Origin of the sequence: Treponema parvum, assembly GCF_017893945.1 — a bacterium.
In the GTDB taxonomy this organism is placed as follows: Bacteria; Spirochaetota; Spirochaetia; order Treponematales; family Treponemataceae; genus Treponema_D; species Treponema_D parvum_A.
In genome coordinates this window covers 1,754,838-1,767,898 of the sequence record NZ_CP054257.1, presented here as the reverse complement: position 1 = coordinate 1,767,898, position 13,061 = coordinate 1,754,838, and the positions used below count along the sequence as shown (strand labels likewise).

Below are 13,061 nucleotides of genomic sequence, written 5' to 3'. Positions count from 1 at the left end.
CATGGCCTCCGTTGAAAAAAAATCTTTATCTTTGAAAAAAAAAATACGATCGTTTTTGATTAATATTCTGCTTTTGATTTCGGGAGCTTTTTTATTCGCTCTTTCAAATCCCGGTTTTATTTTTCCTGAGGGAATATCGTTTTTTGCGTGGTTTGCCTATGTTCCCGTTTTTGTTTTAACTTATCGCACTTCTTTGAAAATCGTTTGGCTGTACGGATTTGTGTACGGCGTTATTTCATACATGCTTTACGTTTCGTGGCTGGTAACTTTCAGCCCGGCCGGTTCCTTGGCCATCGAAATACAATACGGGCTCATGCTTCTTGCAGTGTTTACCTGTATGAAACTGTGTATGATGTTTTTCCCTAAAAAGGGATGGATCGCATCTTTTGTAATCTTTTGCGCCTACGAATATCTAAAAACCGTAGGCTTTGCAGGATTCAGTTACGGCGTTACGGCATATACTCAATGGAAAAATCTCGTTTTAATGCAATGCGCGGAATTGGCAGGCGTGTGGCCTCTTTCGGCCTTAGTGGTGTTTCCATCTGCATGGTTTTCTTCCGTAATATTGGGATTTACAGGAAGCGCCGTGTCCGAAAATTCCGGAAGCGTTAAAATCGAAAATGCCGCAACCGAAAGAGCCGAAAATGAAAACGCCGGGCGCGATGCTGCCGTAGATGGTTCCGGCCGCGTGAACGATGATCGCTGCGTAAAATCTTTTTTACGTTCCGTTCGATCGCACGAAATTTCCGCCTGCGTGTGGCTTTGTTTTTTTTCGGCGGCCGTATTATACGGATGTTTTTCACGGAAGAATTATTCTGAGCTGCCGTCGGTAAAGGTCGCCGCGATCCAGCATAACACCGATCCGTGGCTCAGCAACGACTCGGACGATTACGCACTGGATGTTAATAATTTGATAGATCTTTCCAAAAAGGCGCTCTCGCAGGATGCCGGTATAAAGCTTGTAGTGTGGCCTGAAACTTCCGTTATCCCGCCCGTAATAAAACACTATAAGCTTCGGCCGGACAGAAGCCGCTTTAATATCGTAAAAAATTTTCTTGAATTTGTGGAAGGTCAGAACTCCGTCTTTGTTGTGGGAAACGATCACCAAGACGATATATACGAAGACGATCCAGACGATTATAATTCCGTTTTGGTTTTTGTTCCAAGGAAAAACACTTTGCCGCCGAATCCTGAAATTTACCGGAAAATCCGGCTCGTGCCGTTTACGGAAAATTTTCCGTGGCCCAAGCAGTTTCCGCGCTTGTATGAAGCTTTGCTGGCCGGCGACACGCATCTGTGGTCTAGGGGCGAGGAATACACGGTATTCCGTGAAGCGGGGCTGGCATTTTCCACTCCCGTATGCTTTGAAGATACGTTCGGTGAAACGGGCAGAAAGATGTTCAACGCCGGCGCACGTGCGCTTGTAAACCTTTCAAACGACGCCTGGTCGAAAAGCCTTTCGTGCCAAAATCAGCATCTGGCTATGGCCCGTTTCCGCTGCATTGAAAACCGCATCCCTGCGGTGCGAAGCACGGCTTCGGGACAAACTTGTATTATCGATCCCAACGGAATAATACGGGTGATGGCGCCGCCGTTTGAAAAAACTTATGTGATAGGCGATATACCCGTTATTCCCGACGACGCGCCGCCGACGTTGTACTGCCGCATAGGCGATCTTATAGGCGTCGCATTTGCTTTAGCCGCGTTTTGCGTTTTGGCGGCGGGAATTATATTATATGTATTGAGAAGAAAGTTTAATTTCGGCCTCTGAAATAGCGAGGCCTCATTAAACGGCGAGTTTGCTGTGCAAACATCGCTTATTAACTGTGCGCAAAGAGAGCACTAATTCAACAGTCTCCAAAATTGATATTTTGTTCGACTGTTGAATTTTAAGGAATGTTTAAATTGAACGTCTGAAATATCGCCGTTCAATTTAACTGCGAATTTCGGACAAGGCCGAAACATCGTTTATTAGCTGTGCGCAAGATGCGCACTAATGCGGCATCATCGAAAATTGATATTTTCTGCAATGCCGCATTTTAAGGAAAGTTTAATTTCGGCCTATGAAATAGTATAAGCCGACGTACTTCCGTGTACATCGGTTTATGGCGAATTTTGGCAAAGCCAAAATATCGCTTTTACATATTTTGCCGCCATCCATGGCGGTACTAAAACGGCGAGTTTGCTGCGCAAACATCGCTTATTAACTGTGCGCAAGATGCGCATGAGTTGCACTCGGTCGAAAATTTAAATTTTCTCCTTTGTGCAATTGCAATTTTGAAGGGTATGAATATGGATAATGAAAAGCGAAATTTGACCGTGTTCGGAGCTGAAACGGATTTTGACGGAGAGCTTGAATACACCGACGATCTTGTGATAACCGGAAAATTTCACGGGAACATAAGATCGAAAGGATCTTTGGAAATAGCCAAAACTGCGGTCTGCAATGTGGGAAAAATTTCCGTGCAGTCGGTAGTCATATTCGGAACCGTCACGGGCGATATAGAAGCCTCCGAGCGCATCGAAATGTGCAACGGCAGCAAGGTCAGCGGAAACGTTTCTACAGCACACTTACGTATTGCCGAAAACGTCAGCTTTGACGGACAGGTGACCATGCTTGACGATGTTCCCGACATAGATCTGTTTTCCGTCGCCTCAAAGGAATATAAACAGGCTCTCGTTCTAAAGTCGGATTTTGTAGGCTGATTTCCGATCCGCCGTACTTTAACGCCGCAGTTTTTTAGCCGCACTTTGGCAGTTTGGCAGTCGCAGTTTGCGGGGCATTTTGCAGTCTTACTGCGGCCATTTTATAGGACACTTGAAATGCGATTGACAAAATTCATGTACGTGTATATGATATAATCAATAAGTGTTTATTTCTTTTCCTGTTGAGAGCAAATTCCAATACATTTTTATTTTTTTACAATGTTTTATATATTTATTTTACTAATTGCCAGGAGTTTTTTTAATGACACCATTCCAAAGACGTCGTTCCAGCGATGCGTCTGAAGACCGGCTGCAGTTGAATGAAGACGGACAAACGCAGCTTGATCTTGATGGTCAATCCGTAAACGGATCGACCGAACCGGAGTCCGGAAATGCGGATTCGGAGACTGATTCCTCCGATGAAACCGAATCCGATCGAAATGAAGATGTTGCAAAGGTGACGGTTCGTCCGAAGCGGCGCCGTATTGTAAAAGCAAAAAAAGAAACGGCAGGCGATTCTTCTACGGAAGTTTCTTTGCAGACCGAAGAAAATCCGACTTCTTTTTCCGCTTCGGATATCGCTGAAAATCCTGCTGAAGAAGACGGTCAAACGCCTTCTCACGGTGAAAAAAACAGATGGGGCGGCGCAATGCCGAAATTCAGCGGCGGGCGCAAATTTGTGCGTAACGGCGGATATCAGCGGCATTCAAGCAGCGCAAGGGATGAAGCCGTAAAAGCTGCGCAGACAATCGAAAATCCTGAAGAATATGAATCAAAACCGCGTCTTTTGATAAACGATCTTACAAAGATGGGCATGCACGAGCTTAGAGACCTTGCTATCCAGTACGGCTTTTCAAGCGACGATCTTGCTCCTATGAAAAAACAGGAACTTATCTTTGTAATACTAAAGGCGCATACGGAACACGGCGGAATTATTTTTGCCTCAGGTTCTCTTGAAATACTTCCCGACGGATACGGGTTTTTGCGTTCTCCGCAGAACAGTTATTTGCCTGGCCCTGACGATATCTATATCTCTCCCAGCCAAATACGTCTTTTCAATCTTAAGACCGGAGACACGGTTTACGGGCAGACAAGATCTCCTAAGGAAGGAGAAAGATTTTTTGCCTTGCTCCGCATAGAATCCGTCAATTTTGACGAACCGCGTATCGCGCAGACGCGCATTCCCTTTGAAAATTTGACGCCTCTCTATCCCGATGAAAAATTCCACTTGGAGACGGTTTCTACGGAAATGTCTTCGCGTATAGTCGACTTGTTCAGTCCTATCGGAAAGGGGCAGCGCCTTTTGATCGTCGCTCCGCCTAAGGCCGGCAAAACCATTCTTATGCAGAAGATCGCCAATGCGATCACTACAAATCATCCTGAAGTATATTTGATCGTGCTTCTCATAGACGAGCGGCCGGAAGAAGTTACCGAAATGGAAAGGTCGATAAAAGCGGAAGTTATCTCTTCAACCTTTGACGAGCAGGCTACGCGGCACGTACAGGTTGCGGAAATGGTTCTTGAAAAGGCTAAGCGTCTTGTCGAACATAAGCGCGACGTGGTTATCTTTTTGGATTCCATTACCCGCCTTGCGCGCGCCTATAACCAAACGGTTCCCACTTCCGGAAAAGTGCTTTCAGGCGGCGTAGACAGCAACGCTCTGCACAAGCCTAAAAGATTTTTCGGCGCCGCGCGTAACGTGGAAGAAGGCGGAAGCCTTACCATCATTTCAACCGCTTTGATAGAAACCGGCAGCCGCATGGACGAAGTTATTTTTGAAGAATTCAAAGGAACCGGCAACAGTGAAATCGATCTTGACCGTAAATTGGCCGAACGCAGGCTTTTCCCGGCTATAAACATCAAAAAATCCGGAACGCGAAAAGAAGAGCTTTTGCTTACGGAAAACGAACTTCAGAAATTGTGGGTGCTGCGTAAGGTTCTCAATCCTATGGAAGACGCGGAAATTATGGAACTTCTCATTGACCGAATGAAAAAAACCAAGGACAATAACGCCTTCCTAGCTTCTATGAACACTGGAGCCGCTGCGGTTTCTTGATTTTAGTGTGAAAATTGTATATACTTAATTTTACAAGATTTGAATTTGCCGGTTTTGTGGCGGCGTTTTGATTGGTTTTCATTCCGCGCCGCAGGGCAAAACCTGTAGATATATTTGGAGGTTCAAATGAAAAAGGGTATTCATCCGGACTACAAGGCGCGAAAAGTCGTCTGTGTCTGCGGAAATGTTATTGAAACACGGTCAACGGCGAAAAATGACATTCATGTTGAAATTTGTTCCGCTTGTCATCCATTTTTTACCGGTAAGCAGAAATTGGTAGACACGGCCGGACGTATCGATCGCTTTAATAAACGTTACGGAATTAAATCGGAAAACTAAGCTGAATATAAAAGGCTTGTAGAATGCACCCCGGGATCGGAGATTTTAATCCTGTCCCGGGGTGTTTGTTTATTTTGCTGAATATTTATTAAGTTCTTTTAAAGCGGCGTTTTCCCATTCAGTTCCTTTGTAAGCTTTTATTATTTGTTTAAGACCGTTAACCATAATTTGGTTTGCATTTTTTCCCCATTTTTCTTTTATATTTTCTTGATCGAAAATTTTAGTTGGTTTACCGGCTTGCGCTGCGACCATGATTTCTCTTCCCGTGTATTGCCCGAAACAATAGAATCCGGGCTTTTGGGGAATTTTAATTACGAAATACTGTTGTTCTTCAGAGAAAGACTGATCCCAAACATAATCATGGAATGTAATTGTTGTTGCGGAACCGAATGCGGTTGTTACCGTGGAAGATGTTGTTCCTCCTTGGACAGAACCCTGTATATATGAAATCATGTAGGTTGATCCCGGCTCTACCGGGGTAGAGAGCCAAAACCCTGACGCATCGTTAAAAGAAAGTTTAATTCCGTCTTGCTCATCGTTCGAATATTTTTTGTCGATTTGTTTGAATTTTACAATATTATTCATCGGAAGAAAGCCGTAAAAAACAACGCTGTCATTTGGGCTGCCTTTTGCATCCTGAAATTTTTTAATCTGTTTTTCAGAAAAATCCGGCAATGAAGCACAGCTTATAAGAGTTGAAAGTGAAACTGCAGCAATTGATAAAATTACTGCAGTTTTTTCGATAATCTTTTTCATAAAAATCCTCCACGGTTTTTACTTTTTTTTAAAATATGTCGAAATATTTGAAAAAACTGACTTAAATCAAATATAACATGATAGACTTAGCTTGTAAAACGGCACGGCAGCGGTATTTCAGCGGCCGCATTAAACCGTTATTAAAATTGCAGGAAGAGAAAATATCAATTTTCGGCCGAATGCAATTCGTGTGCGGAAAGCGCACATATGATTAGCGACGTTTGCGCAGCAAACTCGTCGTTTAAGTACCGCCATGGATGGCGGCAAAATATGTAAAAGCGATATTTTGGCTTTGCCAAAATTCGCCATAAGCCGATGTACACGGAAGTACGTCGGCTTATACTATTTTAGCTGGCGAGATTAAACCGTGATCTTCCAGCAGCGGTGGATTTTTACGTTTCTAAAGTCTTCGGGGACGGTTTTTAGGCTTATGTCTTCCACTTCAATAGCGCGGCTGTCGCGGGCAATCGTGTCGCGAGCAAGCAGGCCGCGGGAGAGTAGGCTATCGCGACTGTCTCGGTTATGCGGCTCGCCGGCAATAGGACTTTTGGCGCTCGGACTGTGCGTAAGCAGGCCGCGGGCACTCGGGCTGCCGGCCCGCAGGCTGCATCCGATATTGCCTTTTTCTTTAAAATTGCGCTCCACGCTGCTGCAGTATATTTTTGATATGTCGAATACGAGACGCCTGCTGTTTGTTGAAAAATACAAAACTCCGCCGCGATTCAACAGAGAAACGCACATATTGACCATGTAAGGCCAGTCGCGATTTATGTCCAGAACCGACTGAGAACTTTTAGAGTTGCTGAAAGTCGGCGGGTCTAAAATTATTATGTCAAAGCCTTGCGATCCGGGTGAATGCATTAAGGCCGCTTTTTGTTCTAAGAATTTTATCACATCCGAACGCGTAAAAACATATTTGTCGTCAGAGCGGAAGCCGTTTAATTTCATATTTTTCTTTGCGAGCGACAGATATGCGTTCGATAAGTCTACTGATTCCACCATTCGAGCTTCTCCCGCCGCCGCGTATACAGAAAACGAACCCGTATAGCAAAAAAGATTTAAGACGGATTTTTCTTTTGAAGTTTCGCGGATTATGCGGCGCAGAGGTCTGTGATCAAGAAACAGCCCCGAGTCAAGATGTTTTAATAAGTCCACGGTAAAAAGGAGCCCGTGCTCTTGAACGATTCCCGCCGCCGAAGCGCGTTTATTCGATACGGTAAAAATATCCGGAGCTTCTTTTGTGTTGATTAAATTTATTTTGCTGTCAGCGCCGGGTGCGCAAATTGCGGCTGTCATGTTTTGCACATTTTCGCCGCTAAACACTTCACTTAACACACTATCCGCATAATTTGCATACTGGCTTCCGCCTTTTGAGTGACGGCGCATTTTTATGATGATATGCGTAAGATCGATTTGCAGAATTTTCGAAGCGGCTTTTGCCATGGCGGTAAGCCAGCTTTTTTCTTCATGATAAGATTTTTCATACGGACGCTCATATAAAAACATGTTAAGGTATCGCCTTTCAGCGGTTTTTTGCATTGCGTCGCGGTCATTTAAAACCTGCGTTTCATATTCTTTTTGCATAAAAACCGATGCCGCTTCACGCTCAAGAATTTCTTCTGGCAAAAACTCGTAAAGGTCGCATGATAATGGAATTTCCGGAATGTCGCGATCGTATAATCGGTAACAGGTTATTCCGTTTTTTCGCGCCCATTTTCTGAGCGTTCTGTATTTTTTTTCAAGCCGGTTCGAAAAAATCTCTGCCTGATATAATTCATTATCATTCATGATTTTATACTATACATAAACATGTAAAAAGTATATACTTATTATTTATATGGATTTTTTGGAATTTTCTTTGCATGACGATCTGCAAAAAGGAATAAAGGAAGCCGGATACGTTTCCTGCACCCCTGTACAAGAGCGGGTTTTAAAAAGTGCAACCGGTGCAGCGGATCTGTACGTTCAGTCTCAAACCGGAACGGGAAAAACAGCCGCTTATTTAATAGCGATAGCGCAAGAACTTCTTGTGCGTCCTGAAATAAAAGGAAAGAAGGCTTTAGTACTCGTTCCCACTAGGGAACTTGCCGTTCAAGTTGAAGACGAAGCGAAAAAACTTTTAAAATACACATCTTTAAGACCGTTCAGCTTTTACGGCGGAGTAGGTTACGAAGCCCAAGTGGCCGCTCTCAAAAAAAACGTTGAAATTTTAATCGGCACGCCGGGGCGCGTGATTGACCTTGTGGAAAGCAAACGCATGGCTCTTAGCGACGTAGGTTTTTTGGTTGTGGACGAAGCCGACAGGATGTTCGACATGGGATTTTATCCCGACTTGCGGACTCTTATAAAGCATCTTCCTTCCGCCGAAAACAGACAGACAATGCTTTTCAGCGCCACGCTCAATTCCTATGTAAAAAATCTTGCATGGGAATATACGCTTGACGCCGAAGAAATTCAGATAGAATCTGAAAATATTGTCGTAAGCGAAATCGCACAGGAACTTTTGCATGTTTCAAGCGATGAAAAGGTAAAGCTTTTGCTTGGAATTTTGCAAAAGGAAAAACCTTCCAGCGCCATAATTTTCTGCAACACAAAGCGCGGATGCGAAGTTTTGGGTAAGAAGCTGAAAATTAACGGTATCCGAAGCGATTTTTTGATCGGCGATATGATTCAGTCCAAGCGGCTTAAGGTTCTTGAAGACTTTAAAGCTTCGAGAATTCCCGTTTTGGTAGCGACTGACGTCGCCGCCAGAGGTATCGACGTAAGCGACCTGGCAATGGTTGTAAACTATGACCTGCCTAACGAAGCTGAAAACTATGTTCATCGCATAGGACGCACCGCCCGTGCCGGAAAATCTGGCAAGGCTTACACTTTTTGCAGCGAGCAGGACGTCTATAACCTTCCGGCTATCGAGCGTTTTATCGAAATGAAAATTCCGTCAAGGGTTGCGGACGAATCTTTGTTTGCCGAGGATAAGAGCGAGGGTGTTTACATACGGACTGAAAGGCGGGGAGGCGGAGATTTCGACAGAAGCGCTTCCCGCACCCGAAGGCCGCGTTCCGAAGAATCATCGCGCAGAGGCCGTCCTTCCGGAAAGAAAACTGAAAACGGCGTAAGGTTTAAAAAAGACAAAAATAAATTCTCAGGAGAAGAAAGACGGCAGGACAGCGGCAGAGAAGGCTCTAAAAAATACGGACAAAGGGAAAGGTCTAAGGGATTTCAAACTTCCAAAGATCTTGAAAAATTGGAAAATCTTTCTTTTGACGAGCGCATGAAGCTTTACAGACAAAAATATGCGTCTGAAAATTCTTTTGCGCCTAAGGCGGCCAAGCAAAAGAGCGCCGTGCGTTCGACCGGCAGTAAAAAGAATACCGGAAAAGTTATTCCGCCTAAAAAGTCCGGATTTTTATCAAAAATAATGAGCGCTCTAGGCTTTGACAAAAAAAACAAACAGGGGAAAACAAAGTGATAACAGTTTCCGATGTAAGCGTAAAATTCAGTGAAAAACCCTTATTCAAAGACGTAAATTTGAAATTTACGCCGGGAAACTGTTACGGCATCATAGGCGCGAACGGAGCGGGAAAATCGACTTTTTTAAAAGTTCTTTCCGGCGAGCACGACCATAATTCCGGCACCATTTCTTTGTCGCCAGGAGAGCGGATTGCCGTGTTGCAGCAGGACCATTTTGCCTTCGATAAGTACTCGGTAAAAGACACGGTTATGATGGGATTCCCAAAATTATACGAATGCAGCAAGGCTCGCACTGAAATTTATGAAAAGAGCGATTTTACCGAAGAAGACGGAATAAAAGCCAGCGAACTTGAAGCGGAATTCGGGGAACTCGGAGGATGGGAAGCTGAAAACCAGATAGAACAGATGCTTTCGGGACTCGGACTGGAAGAAGAATTTCATGATAAGAACATGAGCGAACTTGACGAGGGGCAGAAGGTTCGTGTTTTGCTTGCTCAGTCTTTGTTCGGCAATCCCGACATACTTCTTCTCGACGAACCCACGAACGGTCTTGATATCGAATCGATCACTTGGCTTGAAGATTTTTTGATCGATTTTCCGAACACCGTAATCGTTGTGAGCCACGACCGCCATTTTTTGAACAGCGTTTGCACTTACATCTGCGACATAGACTACGGAAAGATAAGTCAGTTTACCGGAAATTATGATTTTTGGTATCAGATGAGTCAGATCCTGCAAAGACAGGCGAAGGATCAGGCAAAAAAGCGCGAAGAAAAGATGAAGGATCTCAAAGAATTCATACTTCGCTTTGCGTCCAACGCGTCTAAAAGCAGACAGGCTACGAGCCGCAAAAAAGTGTATGACAAACTGGCGCTTGAAGAATTACCCGTCACAAGCCGTAAATTTCCTTACGTGAGTTTTAAACCGGATCGGGAAATCGGAAACAATGTCCTTGAAATTCGTAAATTGAATTATGAGGAAGACGGAAATGTTCTTTTAAAAGATTTTTCGCTGATCGTAAACCGTACCGATAAAATCGCCTTTGTCGGAATCGAACATAACTCCGTTTCCGCTTTTTACGATATAATAACCGGAAATAAAAAACCGTCTTCCGGCGAGTTTTTTTGGGGACAGACCATAAAATACGATTACATGCCGCGCGACAACGCCGCTTATTTTAATACCGACTGCAGCATAACGGACTGGCTCCGCCAATATTCTCCGGAACAAGACGACGCATATGTGCGCGGTTTTTTAGGGCGCGTGCTTTTTTCAGGGGACGAATCGCTTAAGCCTGTAAAAGTCTTAAGCGGCGGCGAAAAGGTAAGATGCATGCTTTCAAAACTGATGCTGAGCGGAGCCAACACTCTCATATTTGACGATCCCACGAACCATCTGGATCTTGAAGCCATTGAAAGTTTGAATGAAGGAATAATAAATTTTCCCGGCGTGGTTTTGTTTAACAGCCACGATCACGAATTCATACAGTCTATCGCCAACAGAATCGTAGAAATTACCCCTAACGGCATTATTGACCGAATGATGAATTTTGACGATTATTTAAAAGACGATCAGGTAGCGGAGCTTCGTCAAAAACTTTACGAAGGAACGGGGAAAAAGCTCAAGTACAGAGTTTAGTTTTTCGACGGCCGGTTTTTGAGCGGCGGCGTTTTTTGCACCGGCGCATTTTTCAATCAGGCTCGTCTGTTCAGGCGTTTAAGTTCCTTTTCATCTGTTTTAAAAATTCAAGCGCAGTTTTGTCGTCCGGAGCTTTAGGCGGTTGATGATATTCGATAAGGTTTTGCGGAATTTCATCCAAAAAACAAGACGGTTCGCACTCGACAATGCTTTGCTGGCGGCGGCGCTTTCGGCAGGCGGAAATAAAAAGTTTGTTTCTGGCTCTCGTTATCGCCACGTAAAAAAGGCGCCTTTCTTCTTCTACGCTGCCGCCGTTTTCTTCGACCGAGCGCGCATGCGGAATAAGACCTTCTTCGGCTCCCGCTATAAACACTACAGGAAATTCAAGCCCCTTTGAGGCATGGATAGTCATAAGATTTACTTTGCCCTGATCTTCGTCTTCCAAATCGTCGCGGCTTAAAAGCGTGATCCTGTTAAGATATGTATACAGATTGCCGTCATAGTTGTCGGCGTCGTTTTCCCATATCTCCATAGAGTCGATAAAACTTTCAATGTTTAAAAGCTTAAATCGAGCGGCCTTTTCGTTTTTAGAATATTCGGTTATAAGGTGATCTCGGTAATTTATTTGGTCTACAAGCGCCCTTGCTTTTTTTGCAAGATTTTTGCCGCTTATCATTGAAGAATTGTTTTCGATTATTGAAACAAAGGATCTCAGATCGTTTTTTACGTTTTCGCTTACGGGCGCGTTTTCCGTTTTCAGTATTGTTTCCATCGCAGTCCAAATGGAACATTCCATAGCTTTAGCACAATTGTTCAGGGTTTCTATCGTAGTCCGTCCTATGCCGCGTCTGGGTACGTTTATTATGCGTAAAAGATTTACGTCGTCGTTGCGGTTCGCTATCACCCGCAAGTAGCTTATAATGTCTTTGATTTCTTTTCGCTGAAAAAAGCTTGTTCCTCCGCTCATAGTGTAGGGGATGTTGGCTTCCAAAAACGCTTCTTCGATGGGGCGGCTTTGTGTGTTCGCCCTTATCAGAACGCCGAAATTGTCGTATTTTATTCGTTCTTCCGCGGCAACTCCCTGTATCATCTCCGCAATAAAATCAGCTTCCGCCGTTTCGTTTTCGGGCATGAATATTTCTATGGGTTTTCCGCCCCGCTTTTCGCTCCAGAGTTTTTTGTCTTTTCTGTTTGTGTTGTGCGATATTACGCCGTTAGCCGCCGCCAATATTGTCGTTGTCGACCGGTAGTTTTGTTCGAGCCTGATTTCAGTAACGTTCGGAAAATCTTTTTCAAATTGGATTATGTTTCGGTAATCGGCGCCTCTCCAGCTGTATATGGACTGATCGTCGTCTCCTACTACGGCTACGTTTTTGTCGGCTAAAAGACGCATCATCTCATATTGTTGATGACTTGTATCCTGAAATTCGTCTACCATTATGTACTTGTACGTGTTTTTGTATTCTTCAAGGACTTCAGGATGTGAGCGGAACAGTTTTATGGGCAGCACTATAAGATCGTCGAAGTCCACCGCATTAAACAGCTTAAGACCTTCCTGATAGGATTCGTAAAGGCTTTTATACATGTCGTTCGCGCTTTCCCAGTTTTTTCTGCCGGTCTTTATGTTTGAAAAAAGGCCGCCTATCTTGTAAACGTCAAGCGAATCCTGAGTAAAATGAAGTTCTCGCCCGGTTTCTTTTATCAGCGAAGATCGATCCGTTTCGTCATAGATTGAAAAATTTTCCCGCCAGCCGAGTTTTTCTATATGTTTCCTTAATATGCGGACGCCGAAAGCGTGAAAGGTGGAAACCGTAAGATTTTGCAGTTTTTTGCCTGTAAGTTCCTTTATGCGTGTTTCCATTTCTTTTGCGGCCTTGTTCGTAAATGTGAGCGCAAGGATCTGGCTCTGCGGAATGCCGATGTTCAGCATGTGGGCGATTCTATAAGTTATCACACGGGTTTTACCCGAACCGGCTCCGGCTATAATAAGGATGGGACCTTCCGTAGTAGTTACCGCTCTGTATTGTTCCGGATTTAGTTCATGCTTAAGGCTTTGCAGATCGAATGGCATGGAACGGACTGTAACACTCTATTG

General features: G+C 44.2%; 9 protein-coding genes. 6 read left to right on the top strand and 3 right to left on the bottom strand.

Features of this window, described 5'->3' with window-relative positions; all coding sequences use genetic code 11:
• Positions 1-31: 31 nt before the first annotated feature.
• From lnt to rpmE, 4 genes are all read left to right on the top strand, one after another.
• The gene (gene lnt / locus HRI96_RS07810) at positions 32-1,771 is read left to right on the top strand and encodes an apolipoprotein N-acyltransferase (RefSeq protein ID WP_210116824.1); all 1,740 of its coding nucleotides are present in this window, start codon (positions 32-34) and stop codon (positions 1,769-1,771) included.
• Between the two features lie 521 nt (positions 1,772-2,292).
• Positions 2,293-2,706 carry a bactofilin family protein gene (locus HRI96_RS07805; protein WP_256729186.1) on the top strand — a complete coding sequence of 138 codons (414 nt, stop codon included), beginning with the start codon at positions 2,293-2,295 and terminating at the stop codon, positions 2,704-2,706.
• Between the two features lie 262 nt (positions 2,707-2,968).
• The gene (gene rho / locus HRI96_RS07800) at positions 2,969-4,762 is read left to right on the top strand and encodes a transcription termination factor Rho (protein WP_210116822.1); all 1,794 of its coding nucleotides are present in this window, start codon (positions 2,969-2,971) and stop codon (positions 4,760-4,762) included.
• A 126-nt stretch (positions 4,763-4,888) separates the two neighbouring features.
• Positions 4,889-5,101, top strand: coding sequence for a 50S ribosomal protein L31 (gene rpmE / locus HRI96_RS07795; protein WP_210116821.1), 213 nt, complete (start codon positions 4,889-4,891; stop codon positions 5,099-5,101).
• 69 nt (positions 5,102-5,170) lie between these two features.
• Here rpmE and HRI96_RS07790 read toward each other — a convergent pair whose 3' ends face one another.
• A complete protein-coding gene (locus tag HRI96_RS07790) occupies positions 5,171-5,857 on the bottom strand; it encodes a hypothetical protein (RefSeq protein ID WP_210116820.1) in 687 nt (228 codons plus the stop codon).
• A gap of 360 nt (positions 5,858-6,217) precedes the next feature.
• Positions 6,218-7,645 carry a class I SAM-dependent methyltransferase gene (locus HRI96_RS07785; RefSeq protein ID WP_256729185.1) on the bottom strand — a complete coding sequence of 476 codons (1,428 nt, stop codon included), beginning with the start codon at positions 7,643-7,645 and terminating at the stop codon, positions 6,218-6,220.
• A gap of 49 nt (positions 7,646-7,694) precedes the next feature.
• Between HRI96_RS07785 and HRI96_RS07780 the strand changes: the two genes are divergently transcribed.
• Both HRI96_RS07780 and HRI96_RS07775 read left to right on the top strand, forming a co-directional pair.
• Positions 7,695-9,326 carry a DEAD/DEAH box helicase gene (locus HRI96_RS07780; protein ID WP_210116819.1) on the top strand — a complete coding sequence of 544 codons (1,632 nt, stop codon included), beginning with the start codon at positions 7,695-7,697 and terminating at the stop codon, positions 9,324-9,326.
• Positions 9,323-10,966, top strand: coding sequence for an ABC-F family ATP-binding cassette domain-containing protein (locus HRI96_RS07775; RefSeq protein WP_210116818.1), 1,644 nt, complete (start codon positions 9,323-9,325; stop codon positions 10,964-10,966). Before HRI96_RS07780 ends, HRI96_RS07775 begins: the two co-directional genes overlap by 4 nt.
• A gap of 70 nt (positions 10,967-11,036) precedes the next feature.
• Here HRI96_RS07775 and HRI96_RS07770 read toward each other — a convergent pair whose 3' ends face one another.
• Complete coding sequence (locus HRI96_RS07770; RefSeq protein WP_430741170.1) at positions 11,037-13,025, bottom strand: ATP-dependent helicase; 1,989 nt, start codon at positions 13,023-13,025, stop codon at positions 11,037-11,039.
• Positions 13,026-13,061: the final 36 nt, after the last annotated feature.